Raw genomic sequence first — 17,476 nt, 5'->3', positions numbered from 1 at the left:
ATGTATTCAGCCAGTATGGCCCGCTCTGGGAGTGCCGCGTCAGTGGGGCGGGGAAACAACGGCTAGCATCGGCAGACGTGTCGAAGGCGACAGACCTTGTCAAACGCCTGTTCATCGGGCGTGCACTGCGGAGCACACAGCTCCACGAGCAACTGCTCCCCAAACGTATCGCGCTGCCCGTGTTCGCGAGCGACGCGCTCTCCTCGGTGGCCTACGCCCCCCAGGAGATCCTTGTCATCCTCTCCCTCGCCGGAGTCTCCTTCTACCACTTCAGCCCCTGGGTCGCGCTCGCCGTCGTCGTCGTGATGCTCACCGTCGTGGCGTCGTACCGGCAGAACGTGCACGCCTACCCCAGCGGGGGCGGCGACTACGAGGTCGCCACCGTCAACCTCGGCCATAACGCCGGGCTGACCGTCGCCAGCGCGCTCATGGTCGACTACGTGCTCACCGTCGCGGTCTCGGTCGCCAACGGCGTCGACTACGTGGGCGCCACCATCCCCTACGTCGCCGAGCACAAGCCGCTGGTCGCGATCGCCATCGTCGTGCTGCTGACCCTGGTCAACCTGCGCGGCATCCGGGAGTCCGGCGCGGCCTTCGCGATCCCCACCTACGCCTTCATGATCTCGGTCATCGGCCTGATCGCCTGGGGGGCCTTCCGGCTGCTCGTCCTCGGCGACGAGCTGCGCGCGCCCACCGCCGACTACGAGATCGTCGCCGAGCAGACCAACCTGACCTCCTTCGCGGCGGCCTTCCTCATCCTGCGCGCCTTCTCCTCCGGCTGCGCCGCGCTCACCGGTGTGGAGGCGATCAGCAACGGGGTGCCCGCCTTCCGCAAGCCCAAGAGCAAGAACGCCGCGACCACGCTGCTGATGATGGGCCTCATCGCGGTGACGATGTTCGTCGGCATCATCACGCTCGGCCTGGCCTCCGGGGTCAAGGTCGCCGAGCCCTCCGTCGCCGCCCGCGACGTGCTGATCGACGGCCGGCCGGCCGGACCCGACTACTACCAGCAGCCGATCATCGCCCAGGTCGCCGACGCGGTCTTCGGCAACGGTTCCGTCCTCTTCTTCGCCATCGCCGCCGTCACCGCGCTGATCCTGTTCCTCGCGGCCAACACCGCCTTCAACGGCTTCCCGGTGCTCGGCTCGATCCTGGCCCAGGACCGCTACCTGCCCCGCCAGCTGCACACCCGGGGTGACCGGCTCGCCTTCTCCAACGGCATCGTCATCCTCGCCGCCGGGGCCTGCCTGCTGCTGTGGGGCTTCGACGCCGACGTCAGCCGCCTGCTCAACCTCTACATCGTGGGCGTCTTCGTCTCGTTCACGCTGAGCCAGACCGGCATGGTCCTGCACTGGACGCGGCACCTGAAGACCGAGACCGACGCCAAGGTCCGGCACCGGATGCACCGCTCCCGGACCATCAACTTCTTCGGCGCCGTGATGACCGGCGTGGTGCTGGTGGTCGTGCTGGTCACCAAGTTCACCCACGGGGCGTGGATCGTCTGCGTGGCCATGCCGGTGCTGTTCCTGACGATGAAGGGCATCCACCGGCACTACGAGAACGTCGCCCGCGAGCTCGCCGTCGCCGAGGACGGCCAGCTGGACGAGTCGATGCTGCCCGCGCGCAACCACGCCATCGTCCTGGTCTCCAAGATCCACAAACCGACCCTGCGGGCCCTCGCCTACGCCCGCGCCACCCGCCCCTCCAAGCTGGAGGCCATCACGGTGGGCGTGGAGGGCGACGAGGCCAAGGCCCTGGAGGCCGAGTGGGAGCGGCGCGGCATCCCGGTGCCGCTGAAGATGCTCGACTCGCCCTACCGCGAGATCACCCGGCCGATCCTGGAGTACGTCAAGTCGCTGCGCCGCCGCTCGCCCCGCGACGTGGTGAGCGTCTACATCCCCGAGTACGTCGTCGGCCACTGGTGGGAGCACTTCCTGCACAACCAGAGCGCGCTGCGTCTGAAGGGCCGCCTGCTCTTCCAGCCCGGTGTGATGGTCATCAGCGTGCCCTGGCAGCTGCGCTCCTCCGACCGGCTCAAGGGCCGTCCCGAGCCCTTCGCCCCCGGCTCGGTCCGCCGCCCCTGGCACGAGGTGGCCGGTCAGGAGCGGCCGCGGGACGAGGTGGTCCGGGACCGGGGCGCCAAGGCTTAACCTTTCGTATGCGTTCCTGACCGCGGGGAGGCTTGACCGACGACGAACTCTGGGGGAGCACGGCCATGGCGATCGAACTGACGGTGGGGCCGGTGGCGCACGGCGGCTGGTGCGTCGCCCGCCATGACGGCCGGGTGGTCTTCGTCCGGCACGCGCTCCCCGGCGAGCGCGTCATGGCCGAGATCACCGAGGAGACCTCCCGGTTCCTGCGGGCCGACGCGGTGGAGATCCTGGAGGCCTCCGCCGACCGGGTGGTCCCGCCGTGCCCGTTCGCCGGTCCCGGCCGCTGCGGCGGCTGCGACTGGCAGCATGCCTCCCTCGACGCCCAGCGCCGGCTGAAGGCCGACGTGGTCGCCGAGCAGCTCAGGCGCCTGGCCGGTGTCGACTGGAAGGGCGTCGTCGAGGAGGTCCCCGGCGCCCCCGACGGCCTCGGCTGGCGCACCCGCGTCCAGTTCGCCGTCGACCGCGACGGGACCGCCGGGCTGCGCCGCCACCGCTCCCACGACATCGAGCCGATCGACGCCTGCCTGATCGCCCACCCCGACGTGGAGAACGTCGGCGTCGAGGTCATGAACTGGCGCAACGCCTCCTCCGTCGAGGTCATCGCCTCCGGCACCGGAGACCAGGCCGTGGTGATCGCCCCCAAACCCCGCCGCACGGTGGCCGTGCCCGACCTCGACACGAGCGTGGCCGTCTTCGTCGACGAGGGCAGGGGTCGCACCCGGGTCGTCCACGGCCGCAGGCACCTGGTCGAGCGCGTCGGCGAGCGCGACTTCCAGGTCACCGGCAGCGGCTTCTGGCAGGTCCATCCCGGCGCCGCCGCCACCCTGCTCGACGCGGTCCTGGAGTTCGCCGCCCCCCGGCCGGGCGAGTGGGCCCTCGACCTCTACTGCGGCGTCGGCCTGTTCGCCGCCGGGCTGGCCGAGGCGGTCGGCCCCGAGGGCGCCGTGTTCGGCGTCGAATCCGAGCCCACCGCCGTCCGCGACGCCGAGCGCAACCTCCGCGACCTGCCCTGGGCCCGCTTCGCCCGGGGCCGCGTGGAGGACGCCCTCGACCGCTTCGACATCGAGCGCGCCGACCTGGTCGTCGTCGACCCGCCCCGGGCCGGCCTCGGCCGCGACGTCGTCGACCGTCTCACCACCCTTGAGGCCACCCGGATCGTCTACGTCTCCTGCGACCCGGCCACCCTCGCCCGCGACCTCGCCCGCTTCGCCGAGCGGGGTTACCCCCTCGCCGACCTGCGGGCCTTCGACGCCTTCCCGATGACCCACCACGTGGAGTGCCTGGCCCTGCTGGTCAGCGAGCAGGTCCGGGAGTGACCGGCGGGGGCGCGGCGGCGTCATCTCGCCGTGCCCCGGCGTCCTGCCGCGTCCCGGCTTCCCGCCGGCGCGTCCGGAGCGCCGCGCACGACCACGCCCGTGCCGACGCCGGCCGTCATGCCCACGACTACGCCCACGACCGCCCCCGCGCCCGCGCCCACGATCAGGCCGACGGCCGTGCCCACGACCGCGCGGACGACCACGGACAGGATCACGTACACGGTTACGCCCCGTCCGCCGGGCCCAGGTGTTCCTCCAGCCGTTCGAGTCTGCGCAGGATCGGGCGGAGCTCCTCGCGGACGGCGGCGGACAGGGCCTCCGCCGCGCCGGCGGGCAGGGCCGGGGGCGGGGCCGCCGCCTGGGTCTGGGCCCGCAGGTGGACGTACCCGGCGAGGGCGGCGGAGACCGCGCGGCGGGTCAGCCGCTGCTCGGCGCCCAGGCCGCGCAGGATCTGCCCGGCGGCCCCGTCGGGCTCGGTGATCAGCCCGAGCAGCAGGTGCTCGCAGCCGACGTAGTTGTGGCCCAGGGCGGTCGCCTCGGTGACGGTCAGCTCCAGGGCCGCCGCCGCCGACGCCCCGAAGGTCAGCTCGGCGTCACCGTCCTCGGGCGGGGTGGGGGACTGGGCGCCCAGGTGGTCCAACCGGCGCCGTACTTCCGCGGGCTCGATCTCCAGGGCGCCCAGGACCTGCAGGGCCAGGTTGCCGCCCTCGGCCAGCATGCCACCCAGCAGGTGCTCGGTGCCGACCTCGGCCGCGCCCGAGGCCCGCGCCTGCTCGACCGAGAGCTTGATCACTTCCCGGGCTCGCGGGGTGAAATGCGTGAAGCGGGCCGTCAGCCGGTCGACGTCAGGGGCGGCCAGTGCCGTCTCACGGATGGCGGTCACCCGCTGCACGGCCTGTTCCAGGGCGCGCTGGCAGACGGCCGAGACGGGCACCCCCGCCTTCTTCACCGCCTCGGCCAGTTCGTCGGGCAGGTAGACATTGATCTTCGGCACCACGCCTCCCTGTGGGGTTACAGAAGGGTTATAACCCATTCATACCCCCTGTAGGGGCCTATGTCTACGAGGACGGAGGCGGCCGGGCGCGCGTTCCGGAGATCCGGTTCCGCGCTCGCCCTGGATGATTGAGCCCAAGGGATCACCTGCGGAAACGGAGCGAGGGCGTTCATGATCCGTTTGTGACGACAGACCTGAACACCCTCGCAACCGCACTCTGTGTGAAGCCGGCCGGACGCGGTGAGCTGCCCACAGCCGGGTGCCTCGATTCCCAGACGGTCAAGGCGGTCGAGACCGTCCGGTCCGCGGCCTGCGGGTATACGGTTTCCCGGGGGTGCGCAGCGAGGCCGTGAACGCCGCGGCCGCCGCCTGGAGCGCCGGCGGAGGCACCCGATCACGCTCGCTCCCCGGAGATCCTGCAGTTCTTCGACGGCCCGGAACCCCTGGAGCCGGGGCTCGTGTCGCTGCCGTCGCCTGCGGCCCGACCCGGACACCCGGTTCACCGGCCGAGAGATCCCCCGGTACGGAGCGGTCGGCCGCAAGCCCTGACGGCTCCGGTCACCTCCACACGGCCTTGCCGAGGATCTTCGCCAGGCCGGGCGTCTTCCACTCGTCCACGACGATCACCTTCTCCGCGGCCAGGTACCAGATGCGCTGCGTGTAGGTGATCGAGGTCGCCTTGCCGGTCACGGTCATACAGCGCAGCCGCCACTCGGCGAAGCGCGCCTTGTGACCGGTGCCGAACGGGGCGCCGCCCGCCTTGGCCGGCCTGGCGGGCGGCTGGTCGATGGCGTACCGCTTGTCGGGCGGGCAGTAGCCGATGTCGCTGCCGGGGTGGTAGGGCTCGTTCGGCCGGTACGGGCCGCCCTCGTAGGCGGTCTTGATGTCCCCGGGCCCGCCGATGGAGAAGCCGGCGCACTGGAGGGCGTTCTTGGGGCAGGAGCCGGTGCTGACGTACAGGTTGCCGACCGGGTCCTTCTCGACCTTCCAGGTGGCCGGGACCTGGATACTGAAGCCCCGGAACGACACCGTCTTGGTGGCGGTCCCCGTGGAGACTCCGGTCAGGGCGAGCGCGGCGCTGAGCGCAAGGTTCACGATCATGAGGCTTGATCCTAGACGGTCATGAGCCTGCCTCGACATCTGTCCACCCGCTGGTGGGAGCGTTCCAGCAGGTCGGGTTCCGGTCTCCCCGCAGCCGTATGCCGTCGGCCCGGAGCCCGGCCGGCGAACTGCCGCGTACCCGAAGCCGAGACTGCGCGAGATCACTATGGAGCATGGCAATCGCCGGAGAACCGGGAGAAATGGTGAACGCGGTGATCTGGGGGATGGGGTGTGATGTCTGCCCTACTGGGCGGCGAGGAACCGGGTGACGTCCGGGGTGAGGGCGGCGCCCCGGGCGGAGAGCCAGGCCAGGTTGTTCCGGTTGGTGAAGGCGAGGAGCTTGCGGGCGTCGCCCTCGGTGAGATCACCGGAACCGGTCAGGACGGGTGTCAGCGCGATCCGGTGCCAGGCCGCGCTCTCGCCCAGTGACCGGGCGATCTGTGGCTGGGCGCTGCGGACGGCCGAGGCGACGGGGAGCAGGCGGCGCTGCCCGCCCGCGCCGTGGTCGACCGGGGTGAGCAGGTTGACGGCCGCGATCTCGGCGCCGGCCGCCCTGGTGGCCCGGAGCATCTCCTGATCGCTCCTGGACAGTCCCGCCGCGGTGACCGGCAGGGTGAAGCTCACCGTGAGAGGACGACCCGCGCGGGCGGCCTCGCGCTGCAGGGTCGCTATCGCCCTGGCACGCCGGAACACCGTGGCGGCGTCGGCCCTGTCGTGGAGCTCGAAGTCGATGTAGGACGCGTCGAAGGCGCGGATCGCCTGCCGGTAGGCGGCGGTCAGCCGGGCCTGGTCGGCGCAGGCGGCGGCCAGTTCGCGCCCGGCCGGGCCGCCGAAGGCGAGGCCCGCGTCGCCGCCGGCGGCCCGCAGGCGGCCGAGCCGGTCGGCGACGGGAGCGCCGTCCTGTTCCCGCGTGCCGCCCCAGCGGGGGACGCAGCCGTGGTGCCCGGCGGTCAGGTGGCCCACTGTGAACCAGTGCACGCGGCTCTTCCGGGCCACCTTGGGCAGGTCGAACAGCGGGTCGCGGACCGCGTCGACGAACGTCACGAAGCCCGACGGGCGGGCGACCGCGGGGGCGGCACCCTGCTCGGCCGTGCGCCCGGCGGTCGCTCCCGTGGCCGGCGCGGGAGCCGCCCCGGTGCCGGGCCTCCCGGCCCAGTCGCCGTCGGTCCTGCCGGGGAGCAGCCAGATCGCGACACCGGTGCCGGCGGCGAGCAGGACCGAGGCGAGTGCGACGAGCGGGCGGGGCGGGACGCCCGGCTCGCGGGCGCGGCGCGTGGCCTGATCGTCGGCGGAGTGGTCTGTCGTCGCGGCCATGCGATTCCCTTTCCGGCGACACGATCGATCGCGCTCGGTGCTCGATCCGCTACTCCGAGCTGTGGAGGCCTGAACGGTAGCAAGTGCCCACGCCACCGCGCGGACTTTCTGCGGATGCCGTCCGGAGTGCCCGGATAATGGTCCCCATGAAGTTGAGGATCTTCACGGAACCGCAGCAGGGCGCCACGTACGATGAGTTGCTGTCGGTCGCGCGGACCGCGGAGCGGCTGGGTTTCGACGCCTTCTTCCGTTCCGACCACTACATGCGGATCGGGCCGGGCGACCCCGGCCCCGGTTCCACCGACGCCTGGACGACCCTGGCGGGCCTGGCCAGGGAGACCTCCACGATCCGGCTCGGCACGCTCGTCACCCCCGCGACCTTCCGGTTGCCCGGCCCGCTGGCGATCAGCGTGGCCCAGGTCGACCAGATGAGCGGCGGCCGGGTCGAGCTCGGCCTCGGCACCGGCTGGTTCGACGCCGAGCACGTCGCGTACGGGATCCCGTTCCCGCCGATCGGCGAGCGGTTCGGCCGGTTCGAGGAGCAGCTGGAGATCCTGACCGGGCTCTGGACCACTCCCATGGGCAAGACGTTCTCCTTCGAGGGCGCCCACTACCGGCTGGCCGACTCCCCGGCGCTGCCGAAGCCCGCGCAGAGCCCCAGGCCGCCGATCATCATCGGCGGGTTCGGCGCCAGGCGCACCCCGCGCCTGGCCGCCCGGTTCGCCGACGAGTACAACGTGCCGTTCCACACCCCGGACGACACCGCGGCGGCCTTCGGCCGCGTGCGCGAGGCGTGCGAGGCCGAGGGCCGCTCGCCGATCCTGTACTCGGCCGCGCAGACCGTCTGCGTCGGCGCCGACGACACCGAGCTCGCCCGGCGGGCCGAGGCCATCGGCCAGGACCTGGCCGTGCTGCGCGCCGTCGGCCTGGCCGGCACCCCGGCCGAGGTGGTGGAGAAGATCGGCCGGTTCGCCGAGCTGGGCGCCGACCGGGTCTACCTGCAGGTGATGGATCTGTCGGACCTCGACCACCTGGAGCTGATCGCCGCCGAGGTCCTGCCCCACGTGTGACGCGCTCCCCGGTTCCGCGGAGACGGTCGTCCTCGCCGCCGGGCGGCGAGGACGCCGGTGACGCGCACCGGCCGGACCCCGGCGTGCGGTCCGTGTCCCGGCGCGGGCGGCCGGTCCGGCGGCGACCGGTTAATGGATGGCCGCGCCGGCAGTGTCTCCGGCACACTGAACCGGGTGTTGCTGACGATCTCCACGACCGTGCGGCCCGCGACCGATCTCGGGTTCCTGTTGCACAAGCACCCCGACCGGGTCCAGGAGTTCGCCCAGTCGTACGGCGTGGCCCGTGTCCTGTACCCGGAGGTGAGCCGGGAGCGCTGCACGGCGGCGCTGCTGCTCGACGTCGACCCGGTCCGGCTGGTGCGCTCCCGCGGCCGGTCCACGCCCGACTACGCGCTCGGCCAGTACGTCAACGACCGGCCCTACGCCGCGTCGTCGCTGCTGGCCGTGGCGCTGGGCGAGGTCTTCCGCACGGCGCGCGCCGGCCGCTGCGCCGCCCGTCCCGAGCTGGCCGCCGCCCCGATCCCGCTGGAGATCACCCTTCCCGCGCTGCCCTGCAGGGGCGGCCCCGAGCTGGCGCACCGGCTGTTCGAGCCGCTGGGCTGGGCGGTCGAGGCGGGGGCGATCCCGCTGGACGAGGGGTTCCCCGAGTGGGGCGACTCCCGCTACGTGCGGCTGGCGCTGCGCGGCGAGACGCGCCTGGCCGACGCGCTCAACCAGCTCTACGTGCTGCTCCCGGTGCTCGACGACGCCAAGCACTACTGGGTCGCCTCCGACGAGGTGGACAAGCTGATCAGGGCGGGCGAGTCCTGGCTGGCCGGCCACCCGGAGCGTAACCTGATCACCCGTCGCTACCTGGGCCGCCGCCTGACCCTGACCCGCACGGCCTTCGCCCGCCTCGCCGAGATCGGCGACGACGTGGAGGAGGAGCTCGATCCCCCGATCGGGGAGGATCCCGCCGCCGAGCCTGTGGATCCCGCCGTTGCGGAGTCCGCCGAGCTCGCCGCCGCCGGGCTCATGGAGCCTGCCGAGCTCACATCCGCCGCCGAGCCCGCCGGGGAGGCGGACCTCGCGGACCGTGCGGCCGGGTCCGCTGCGGAGCCCGCCGGGTCCGCCGAGCCGCCCCGCCCCGGCGGGACGCCGCCCGCGGGGGAGGCAGGTGAGACCGGGCAGGCCGGGGAGACCGGTGATGCCGTGAGGCGGCGGCCGCTCAACGTGCTGCGCCGCCAGGCCGTGCTGGACGCGTTGGAGGAGCTGGGCGCACAGCGCGTCATCGACCTGGGCTGCGGCTCGGGTGAGCTGGTGGGGGCGCTGCTGGAGCGGCCCCGCTTCACCAAGGTGGCCGGGGCGGACGTGTCGGCCCGGGCGCTGACGATCGCGGCCCGGCGGCTGAAGCTCGACCGGATGCCGGAGCGGCGGAGGGAGCGGCTGGAGCTGTTCCAGGGCGCGCTGACGTACACCGACGACCGGTTCGCCGGGTACGACGCCGCGGTGCTGATGGAGGTCGTCGAGCACGTCGACCCGCCGCGGCTGGGCGCGCTGGAGCGGGTGGTCTTCGGCACCGCCCGGCCGGGTCACGTGATCGTCACCACCCCCAACTCCGAGTACAACGTGCGCTACGAGTTCCTGACGGGCATGCGTCACCCCGACCACCGCTTCGAGTGGACCCGTGCCGAGTTCCGGGCGTGGGCGGCGAAGGTCTGCGGCGAGTACGGCTACCGCGCCGCCTTCCGGCCCGTCGGCGACGACGACCCCGAGGTGGGCCCGCCCACCCAGATGGCCCTGTTCAGCCTTGTGCCCGAGGGAGGCGGAGATGACTGAGATCGCCGTGCCGGAGATGTCGCTCGTCGTGCTCGTGGGGGTCTCCGGGAGCGGCAAGTCGACCTTCGCCCGCCGGCACTTCGCGCCCACGCAGGTGATCTCCTCCGACTTCTGCCGCGGGCTGGTCGCCGACGACGAGAACGACCAGAGCGCCACGCCCGACGCCTTCGACGTGCTCCACTACATCGCCGGCACCCGGCTGCGGCGCGGGCTGCTGACCGTCGTGGACGCCACCAACGTGCAGTGGGAGGCGCGCAGGAAGCTGATCGACCTCGCGAAGTCGCACGACGTGCTGGTCGACGCGATCGTCCTGGACGTGCCCGAGGAGGTGGCGGTCGCGCGCAACGCGACCCGGCCCGACCGCGACTTCGGGGCGCACGTCGTCACCCGGCAGTGCAAGGACCTGCGCCGGTCGATGGCGAAGATTTCCCGCGACGGTTTCCGCCGGGTCCACGTGCTGCGCGGGGTGGAGGAGATCGAGGCCGCCACCGTCGTCACCGAGAAGGCGTGGACCGACCGGCGCGAGCTGACCGGGCCCTTCGACATCATCGGCGACGTGCACGGCTGCCGTGCCGAGCTGGAGGCGCTGCTGCGCGTCCTGGGCTGGCGGATCGACCCCGGCGGCGCCGGGGCCGTGCACCCCGAGGGCAGGACGGCGGTGTTCGTCGGCGACCTGGTCGACCGGGGCCCCGACTCGCCGGGCGTGCTCCGCCTGGTCATGGGCATGGTCGAGGCCGGCACCGCGCTGTGCGTGTCGGGCAACCACGAGCAGAAGCTGGCCCGCGCGCTCAACGGCCGCAAGGTCAAGGTCGCCCACGGCCTGCAGGAGTCGCTGGACCAGCTCGCCGCCGAGCCAGAGGAGTTCCGGCGCGCGGCCCTGGCCTTCATGGACGGGCTGATCAGCCACTACCAGCTCGACGGCGGCAGGCTCGTCGTCGCCCACGCCGGACTCAAGGAGGCGTACCACGGCCGGTCCTCGGGCCGGGTGCGCTCCTTCGCGCTGTACGGCGACACCACCGGGGAGATCGACGAGTACGGCCTGCCGGTGCGCTACCCGTGGGCGCGGGAGTACCGGGGACGGGCCATGGTCGTCTACGGCCACACCCCCGTCCCCGAGCCGGAGTGGATCAACAACACGATCTGCCTGGACACCGGCGCGGTCTTCGGCGGCCGGCTCACCTCGCTGCGCTACCCGGAGCGCGAGATCGTCTCCGTCCCGGCGGAGAAGGTCTGGTACGAGCCGACGCGGCCGCTGACCGCGCCCGGCCACCGCGAGCCCGGCGTGCTCTCCATCGACGACGTTCGGGACACCAGGTACGTCGAGACGCGCCACGGCGGCGGCCACGTCAAGATCAGGGAGGAGAACGCGGCGGCGGCACTGGAGATCATGAGCCGGTTCGCGGTCGACCCGCGCTGGCTGGTGTACCTGCCGCCGACGATGGCGCCGCCGGAGGCCTCCCGGCTCGACGGTTACCTGGAGCACCCGGCCGAGGCGTTCGCCGAGTTCGCGGCGGCCGGGGTGACCCGGGTGGTGTGCGAGGAGAAACACATGGGCTCGCGGGCCGTGGCCGTCCTGGCCAGGGACCCGGGGGTGGCGGCCGCCCGGTTCGGGGTGACGGACGGCGGCAGCGGGGCCGTCTACACCCGCACCGGAAGATCGTTCTTCCCCGACACCGCCGGACTGGTCGACCGGCTCAGGCAGGTGTGCGCGCCGCTCATGGACGAGCTGGGCTCCGACTGGCTGGCCCTCGACTGCGAGCTGCTGCCGTGGTCGGCCAAGGCGGAGCAGCTGATCCGCAGCCAGTACGCCTCGGTGGGGGCCGCGGCCCGCGCGGCGCTGCCCGAGGCGCTCGCCGTGCTGGAGGCGGCGGACGGGCGCGGACTGGATGTGGGCAACCTCCTGGATCGCACCCGCCGCCGCTCGGACAACGCTGCCCGTTTCCGGGACGCCTATGCGCGCTACTGCTGGCCGGTCTCCGGGCTGGACGGCCTGCGCGTGGCGCCGTTCCAGATCCTCGCCTGCGAGGGCCGGGCGACCGCCGTGGACGAGCCGCACTCCTGGCACCTGGACATGCTGGCCCGTCTCGACGACCCGCTGATCGCGTCCACCCGGCACGTGTTCGTGGATCTGGCCTCGCAGGAGTCCACCGACGCGGCGACCGCCTGGTGGTCGGACCTGACCGCCGCGGGCGGGGAGGGCATGGTGGTCAAGCCGCTGGACCGGCCGGCCGCGCCGAACCGGGTGCAGCCGGGGGTCAAGGTCCGCGGGCGCGAGTACCTGCGGATCATCTACGGGCCCGACTACACCGAGAGCCTGGACGTCCTGCGCGTCAGGTTCCTGGGCCGCAAGCGCTCGCTGGCGCTGCGCGAGCACGCGCTCGGTCTGGAGGCGCTGTCCCGGCTGGCCGCGGGCGAGCCGCTGTGGCGGGTGCACGAGGCGGTCTTCGCCGTCCTGGCGCTGGAGTCCGAGCCGGTCGATCCACGTTTGTGATTTTTCGATAAAGGCAGGTGACAAGGAGGGCATTTTCCGGATTGTGCCGATGGCCGCGTCCGTCGTTTTCCTTAGGCTTTGAAGACCTGACGGTCCGGGGAGGAACGATGGAATTCGATCGTGCTGCGCTGCGTGACGTCGTCTCCATCAGCGACGAGCTGGGAGTCCTGTCGTTCTACCTGATGGCCAATCCGCGTGAGGACGCCTCGACCCGTCCCGCGTGGCGGATCCGCTTCCGCAACGAGGTGACCGCCCTGCGGGACCGGGTCGTGGCCGACCCCGACCGGGTGCGGCGGATGGCGGTCCTCAAGCGGCTCGAAGCGCTCGAACCGTACTTTCTGCAGCTGCTCAACCCCTCGGAGTCCGGCCCCGGACGGGTGATGTTCGCGCCGGTCGGCAGCGACGAGGTGTGGACCTTCGCCTTCCAGCTCCCGATCCCCGACCACGTCACACTGGACCGCGCGGCCTGCGTGCGCCCGCTGGTCAACGCGGTCGAGGCCGCCCCGCCCGCCGGGGTCGTGGCCGTCTCCCGGGACGGGCTGCGCGTCGTCGACTACCGCTACGGCATGGCCAGGGAAGTCGACAGCACGCGCTTCGAGGTCGACGCCGACGACTGGCGGCAGGCGCGCAGCCCCACGCCCATCGACTCCTCCCAGCAGGGCACGTCGCGCCGCGACAGGTTCGCCCACCGGGTCGAGGACAACCTCGCCCGCCTGGTGCGCGCGGAGGCCCCGCGCGTCGCCGAGCACGCCACGAGCCGCGGCTGGACCGCGCTCGTGCTCGCCGGGGACGTCCAGCTGACGGAGATCCTGGCGGGGGAGCTGGGCGGCGACGTCATCCAGGTCGACGCGGTGGTCGACTCGCAGATCCCGGCGAAGATCGTCGAGTACGTGGAGCCGCAGCTCACGGCGGCCAGGACCCGGCGCGGCACCGAGCTGGCCAACCGGGCCAGGGACTTCGCCCTGTCCGGCGGGCGCGGCGCGCTCGGCCTGGCCGACACGCTCGCCGCGCTCAACGAGAGCCGGGTGGCCAACCTGCTGCTGGCCGAGTCGTGCGACTGGAGCGGCCGCAGGGGCGCCGACGGCCTGCTGTACGCCGACGGCCAGGTCCCGCCGGGCGTCCCGGAGCAGGAACTCGTCCGGGAGCCGGCGATGGCGGAGCGGATGATCGAACGGACCCTGGACATCGACGCCGAGGTCACCGTGCTGGACGGCAGGGCCTCGGAGGGGCTGGCCGAGTTCGGCGGGGTCGCCGCGCTCCTGCGTTGGTGAGGAGTTCGGCGGGGTCGCCGCGCTTCCGCGCAGGTGAGGAGTTCGGCGGGGCCGGTAAAGAGTCGAGCGGGGCCGGTAAAAGGTTCGGTGGGGTCGCCGCGCTTCCGCGCAGGTGAAGCGGTCGCCGGGCGGCCGGCCCGCCGCACGGTTCTCCGGGGCCGACGTCTCAACTGCGTTTTCCCGGGAAAGGACCGGCATGGCCAGTACCACCCCTCCGGGGACCACCAGCGAGCACATCGGGCACGTCGTCTTCATCACCGCCGCCGCGGCGATCGGCGGGTTCCTCTTCGGCTACGACAGCGCGGTCATCAACGGGGCCGTCACCGGCATCCAGGAACACTTCGGCGTCGGCCCGGTGGAGATCGGCGTCGTGGTGGCGATCGCGCTGCTGGGCTCGGCGGCCGGCGCCTGGATCGCCGGAGGGCTGGCCGACCGCTGGGGGCGTACCAGGACGATGCAGGTGGCCGCGGTCCTGTTCGCGGTCAGCTCCGTCGGGCAGGCCCTGCCGTTCGCGGTCTGGGACCTCGCCTTCTGGCGGGTACTCGCCGGCGTGGGGATCGGCATGGCCTCGGTGATCGGTCCCGCCTACATCGCGGAGGTCGCGCCGCCCGCCTACCGGGGACGCCTGGGCTCCTTCCAGCAGCTCGCGATCGTCCTGGGCATCGCGGTCTCGCAGCTGGTCAACTACGCGATCGCGCAGACGGCCGGGGGCGACGTCAACAACGAACTGCTCGGTCTGGAGGCGTGGCAGTGGATGCTGGGCGCCTGCCTGGTGCCCGCCCTGCTCTACCTGCTGTTCGCGACCGTCATCCCCGAGTCGCCACGCTTCCTCGTGGCGGTCGGGAAGTCGGCCGCGGCGCGCAAGGTGCTCGCCGAGGTCGAGGGCGAGCACGCGAGCCTGGACGAGCGGATCGCGGAGATCGAGGACTCACTGCGCAGCGAGCGCCGCCCCCGCCTGCGCGACCTGCGCGGTCACCGGCTCGGGCTGCTGCCGATCGTCTGGGTCGGCATCCTGCTCTCGGTCTTCCAGCAGTTCGTCGGCATCAACGTCATCTTCTACTACTCGGCGTCGCTGTGGCAGTCGGTCGGCATCAACCAGTCCGACTCGCTGCTGATCAGCTTCTCCACCTCGATCATCAACATCGTCGGCACGTTCGTCGCCATCGCGCTCGTCGACAGGATCGGCCGCAGGCCGCTGCTGCTGATCGGCTCGGCGGGCATGACGGTCGCGCTCGCCGTGGCCGCCTGGGCGTTCAGCGCGGGAGTGCCGAGCGGGGAGACCGTCAGGCTGCCGGAGACCCAGGCCACGGTCGCCCTGGTCGCCGCCCACGTCTTCGTGCTGTTCTTCGCGCTGTCCTGGGGTGTGGTCGTCTGGGTGCTGCTGGGTGAGATGTTCCCCAACCGGATCAGGGCCGCCGCCCTGTCGGTGGCCGCCGCCGCCCAGTGGGTGGCCAACTGGCTGATCACGGTCTCGTTCCCGTCCCTGGCCGAGTGGAGCCTGGCCGGCGCCTACGTCGGCTACGCCTTCTTCGCGGCGCTCTCCTTCGTCTTCGTGGTGTCCAAGGTGCCGGAGACCAAGGGACGCAAGCTTGAGGAGATGGGTTAGGTTCGCCCCGTGCCATCGCGAGACCGGACGCCCGCGGCGCCGAGCAGGACCGAACTGGAGGCGGCCAGGAGCCGCGTGGTCGGCGACGTGCTCGGGCCGTCGCTGCGGGTGCTGTTCTGCGGTATCAACCCGGGCCTGTACTCCGCGGCCACCGGTCACCACTTCGCCCGGCCGGGCAACCGCTTCTGGCCCGCGCTGCACCGTTCCGGCTTCACGCCCCGGCTGCTGACCCCGGCCGAGCAGGGGCTGCTGCCCTCGTACGGGCTGGGCATCACCAACGTGGTGCCGCGGGCCACCGCGCAGGCCGCCGAGCTGTCCGCCGAGGAGCTGCGGGCGGGCGGGGAGCGGCTGGTGAGGCTGGTCGCCGAGATCCGCCCACAGGTGCTGGCGGTGGCCGGGGTGACCGCCTACCGGCACGCGTTCGGCGCGCCGAAGGCGGTGATCGGGCCGCAGGAGTCACGGGTGGGGGAGACGGCCGTGTGGGTGCTCCCCAACCCCAGCGGCCTGAACGCCCACTGGACGCTCGACCGGATCGCGGCGGAGATGCGGCGGCTCAGAGAGTCGCTGTCGTGACCCGGCACCGCCCGGACAGCCGGGCGCGGCCCTCCGCCGGCGGGCGGGCGCTCAGAAAGCGCCGGGAGGGCTGATCCGCCGGCCGTGACCGCGGGCGTGCCACCGCCGGTGGTGGAACAGGCCCGCCACGGCCACCGCCAGCCAGGCCAGCAGGAGGAACTTCAGCACCCCGAACCCGGCGGTCGCCACCCCGGCCACCAGCAGCAGGACCAGCACGGGCGCGAAGGGCGGCCCGCCGCGGCGCGCCAGGTGGTGGCGGTGCCGGGCGGCGTGGTGCCGGTGCCGGGCTCCGGGGCCGTGCTCGCCCCAGAAGTGGCCGTGCTCGCCCCAGAGATGATGGTGCGGGCGGCGCCCGCGGCCCGGGCCCCACACGCCCGTGCCGTGTCGGTCGCCGCCGGGAGCCCGGGGACCGCGGTCCCCGGGCTCCCAGCCGGTCCCGGGATCGCCGTCGCGGTCGTCGTACGGGTCCGGCAGGTCGGCGCCGACCCTGGCCAGGTCGCGGCCCGTCCGCGCGGACAGGGCCAGGCCGAGGCGCTCGTCGAGCTCCTCGCGGGTCAGGCGGCCCTGTGCGTAGTGCTCGCGCAGGGCCGCCATCGCCACCTCGCGCTCGGCGTCTCCGACGCGCAGATCGTCTCTCGACGTCATGGCCGGCTCACTCCTCGCCGGGTTCGCCGTCGGCCAGGATCTGGTAGAGCTTGCGGCGTGTCTCGACCAGGGTCTTCCTGGCCTGCCGGATCTGCGCGTCGCTGCCGGTCTGCAGGATCTGGGCCATGGCGAACGCCGCCTGGCGGGCGATGTCCGCCAGTTCCCACGTGCTCTCGTCGACGTCGGGCGTCATCTCCTCCCACGGGGTGCGCACCTCGTCGGGGTGGTCGGCCACGTAGGCCCGGCCCGCCTCGGTGAGGCTGAAGGTCTTGCGTCCCTCGTTCTCCTCCGACAGGACCAGGCCCTCGTCGGTGAGCTGCTGGAGCGCCGGGTAGACCGCTCCCGGGCTGGGCTTCCACCCGCCCTCGCTGCGCCGTTCGATCTCCTGGATGATCTGGTAGCCGTTGCGCGGGGCCTCGGTGAGCAGCGCCAGGATCGCCGCGCGGACGTCACCTCGCTTGGCCTTGCGTCCCCGCCCGAACGGGGGCCCGCCGAACGGTCCCCCGCCGAACGGGCCCCGGTGGCCGCGGCCGGGGCGGCCGAAGTCCCACGGGAAGGCGCCGCCGGGGAAGGGCCCGCGGTGGCCGCGGTGCCGGTGCTCGTGCGGGCCGCCCCCGTGGTGCCCCCGCGGCCCCGGGTGCGGGCCGCCCTCGTGCCACGTGGCGGCCATGTGCCGCCAGGCCTCGCGCGCCGCGCGCTTCATCTCGTGCCGGACCGCGTGCGGGAGAAACCCCGCCCAGGGACCGGACATCGCCTCTGCCGATGTCATGTCGTCTCCCCCCATTTTCGATGGTCTTAGACCGCTCTAGATGTCTCAAAGATATATCGAGAACATTCTCGCGGCAACCCCCACTCCGGGCTTGTGGGGTGGATCCCCGGATGAGGTGATGTAACCGGCAAATGTAGATAAATGGTGGGATGGGGCCGTGCTTGTGGTCTCCGTGGCGACGGGCGACTGCGCCGGCGGCGCGATCAAGGTCCCCTTCTTTCTCCTCACGGTCGGCCCGGCCGGTTCACCGGGGTGCGGCTCGCCCGGCGGCGCCGCGAGCCGCATCCCGGGCCGGGATGCCCCCGCCCGACACCGGGCTCGCCGGGCCGCCGACCGGGACAACCGGTCTGACCTG

General features: G+C 72.8%; 14 protein-coding genes. 8 read left to right on the top strand and 6 right to left on the bottom strand.

The genetic code is table 11. The annotated features are described in order from the left end of the window. The first annotated feature begins 77 nt into the window (after window positions 1–77). Both ABD841_RS15805 and ABD841_RS15800 read left to right on the top strand, forming a co-directional pair. Window positions 78–2,150 carry an APC family permease gene (locus ABD841_RS15805; RefSeq protein ID WP_344972048.1) on the top strand — a complete coding sequence of 691 codons (2,073 nt, stop codon included), beginning with the start codon at window positions 78–80 and terminating at the stop codon, window positions 2,148–2,150. Window positions 2,151–2,215: 65 nt separating this feature from the next. After that, window positions 2,216–3,469, top strand: a complete 1,254-nt coding sequence (locus ABD841_RS15800; RefSeq protein WP_344972046.1) for a class I SAM-dependent RNA methyltransferase — start codon at window positions 2,216–2,218, stop codon at window positions 3,467–3,469. 20 nt (window positions 3,470–3,489) lie between these two features. On the opposite strand, the gene ABD841_RS15795 is transcribed toward ABD841_RS15800, so the two are convergent. The 4 genes from ABD841_RS15795 to ABD841_RS15780 all read right to left on the bottom strand — a co-directional run bounded on the left by ABD841_RS15795 (window position 3,490) and on the right by ABD841_RS15780 (window position 6,878). After that, window positions 3,490–3,690 (bottom strand): hypothetical protein, encoded by a 201-nt coding sequence (locus tag ABD841_RS15795; protein ID WP_344972044.1) that lies wholly within the window; start codon window positions 3,688–3,690, stop codon window positions 3,490–3,492. Between the two features lie 2 nt (window positions 3,691–3,692). Continuing rightward, window positions 3,693–4,463, bottom strand: a complete 771-nt coding sequence (locus ABD841_RS15790; protein WP_344972042.1) for a Clp protease N-terminal domain-containing protein — start codon at window positions 4,461–4,463, stop codon at window positions 3,693–3,695. A 558-nt stretch (window positions 4,464–5,021) separates the two neighbouring features. Next, window positions 5,022–5,564 carry a hypothetical protein gene (locus ABD841_RS15785; RefSeq protein ID WP_344972040.1) on the bottom strand — a complete coding sequence of 181 codons (543 nt, stop codon included), beginning with the start codon at window positions 5,562–5,564 and terminating at the stop codon, window positions 5,022–5,024. 243 nt (window positions 5,565–5,807) lie between these two features. Further along, window positions 5,808–6,878 (bottom strand): glycoside hydrolase family 18 protein, encoded by a 1,071-nt coding sequence (locus ABD841_RS15780; RefSeq protein ID WP_344972038.1) that lies wholly within the window; start codon window positions 6,876–6,878, stop codon window positions 5,808–5,810. 146 nt (window positions 6,879–7,024) lie between these two features. Here ABD841_RS15780 and ABD841_RS15775 point away from each other — a divergent pair, with 146 nt between their 5' ends. From ABD841_RS15775 to mug, 6 genes are all read left to right on the top strand, one after another. After that, complete coding sequence (locus tag ABD841_RS15775) at window positions 7,025–7,948, top strand: LLM class F420-dependent oxidoreductase (protein WP_344972036.1); 924 nt, start codon at window positions 7,025–7,027, stop codon at window positions 7,946–7,948. A gap of 174 nt (window positions 7,949–8,122) precedes the next feature. Further along, entirely contained in the window at window positions 8,123–9,766 is a 1,644-nt protein-coding gene (locus ABD841_RS15770) for a 3' terminal RNA ribose 2'-O-methyltransferase Hen1 (RefSeq protein ID WP_344972034.1), read from the top strand. Beyond that, entirely contained in the window at window positions 9,759–12,257 is a 2,499-nt protein-coding gene (locus ABD841_RS15765) for a polynucleotide kinase-phosphatase (RefSeq protein WP_344972031.1), read from the top strand. The genes ABD841_RS15770 and ABD841_RS15765 overlap by 8 nt, the downstream gene beginning before the upstream one ends. Before the next feature lie 107 nt (window positions 12,258–12,364). Continuing rightward, on the top strand, window positions 12,365–13,528 hold the full coding sequence (locus tag ABD841_RS15760) for a VLRF1 family aeRF1-type release factor (RefSeq protein WP_344972029.1): 1,164 nt from the start codon (window positions 12,365–12,367) through the stop codon (window positions 13,526–13,528). Window positions 13,529–13,724: 196 nt separating this feature from the next. Next, entirely contained in the window at window positions 13,725–15,134 is a 1,410-nt protein-coding gene (locus ABD841_RS15755; protein ID WP_344972027.1) for a sugar porter family MFS transporter, read from the top strand. A 9-nt stretch (window positions 15,135–15,143) separates the two neighbouring features. After that, entirely contained in the window at window positions 15,144–15,707 is a 564-nt protein-coding gene (gene mug / locus ABD841_RS15750) for a G/U mismatch-specific DNA glycosylase (protein WP_344972025.1), read from the top strand. 51 nt (window positions 15,708–15,758) lie between these two features. Here the strand turns inward: mug and ABD841_RS15745 are convergent, their stop codons facing one another. Both ABD841_RS15745 and ABD841_RS15740 read right to left on the bottom strand, forming a co-directional pair. After that, complete coding sequence (locus ABD841_RS15745) at window positions 15,759–16,352, bottom strand: DUF1707 SHOCT-like domain-containing protein (protein ID WP_344972023.1); 594 nt, start codon at window positions 16,350–16,352, stop codon at window positions 15,759–15,761. 7 nt (window positions 16,353–16,359) lie between these two features. Continuing rightward, the gene (locus tag ABD841_RS15740; protein WP_344972021.1) at window positions 16,360–17,121 is read right to left on the bottom strand and encodes a PadR family transcriptional regulator; all 762 of its coding nucleotides are present in this window, start codon (window positions 17,119–17,121) and stop codon (window positions 16,360–16,362) included. Between the last annotated feature and the right edge of the window lie 355 nt (window positions 17,122–17,476).

The organism is Streptosporangium fragile (assembly GCF_039534445.1).
In the GTDB taxonomy this organism is placed as follows: Bacteria; Actinomycetota; Actinomycetes; order Streptosporangiales; family Streptosporangiaceae; genus Streptosporangium; species Streptosporangium fragile.
The sequence above is the reverse complement of the archived record's forward strand: the minus strand, read 5'-3'. Positions and strand labels throughout refer to the sequence as shown.